At 57.2% G+C, this 794-nt stretch carries 1 protein-coding gene; it reads left to right on the top strand.

Annotation, left to right across the window (positions count from 1 at the left end; all coding sequences use genetic code 11):
- Window positions 1–91: 91 nt before the first annotated feature.
- On the top strand, window positions 92–794 hold a 703-nt coding region (gene flgF, locus VZ95_RS19280), incomplete at its 3' end, for a flagellar basal-body rod protein FlgF (RefSeq protein WP_045777306.1).

The raw sequence follows: 794 nt of genomic DNA, 5'->3' as shown, positions 1-794 counted from the left end.
GTAATACTTTGATGAGAAACATAGTTTGACGGTGGCACAGGAAGTGCGTTACGGTATGGACTATCGTGTGGGGAACCGAAGGACCCGTTTCATGGAATCGCCAATCCACATTGCTCTTTCTCGCCAGTCCGCATTGCGCCGGTCGCTCGACTCGGCTGCGAATAATCTCGCAAATGCGTCAACATCTGGTTACCGGCGGGAACAGACGCTGTTTCAGGAATATCTTGCGCGCACGGGCACGCCGGGCAACCGGCAGGCCATTTCCTATACGCAGGATATTGGCTCGTTCCGGGATTTCTCGGAAGGAACCTTGACGAGCACGGGCAATCCGCTGGATGTGGCCTTACGCGGCGACGCGTTCTTCACCATCGGCCACCCGGCGCAGAATATGTATACGCGCAACGGCGTGTTCCATCTCGATACCAACGGCCAGATTTCGACCGCCGACGGTTATCCGATTCTGGGAGAGAATGGTCAGCCGATCTCGGTGCCCCAGAACGAACGCGGGCAGGTGATGATCGACAGCCAAGGCACGGTTTCGTTCACCACGGCCAACGGTATTCAGGACCTTGGGCGCTTTGCGCTGGTCCGCTTCAATGACGAACAGGCCCTTCGCCCGGCGGGCAATTCGATGTATATGACGGATCAAGAGGCCCTCCCCGCCCCCGAGACGGTGACGGTACAAGGCTTCACGGAAAGCTCGAACGTCAAGCCGGTGCTGGAAGTTACTCAAATGCTTGAGATTTTGCGCGACTATCAGTCGATGCAGAAGATGATCGACGCCGAGGCGAACG

The organism is Elstera litoralis (genome assembly GCF_000963705.1).
In the GTDB taxonomy this organism is placed as follows: domain Bacteria; phylum Pseudomonadota; class Alphaproteobacteria; order Elsterales; family Elsteraceae; genus Elstera; species Elstera litoralis.
Note: the sequence above shows the minus strand (reverse complement) of the source record. Positions and strands in the feature narration are given on the sequence as shown.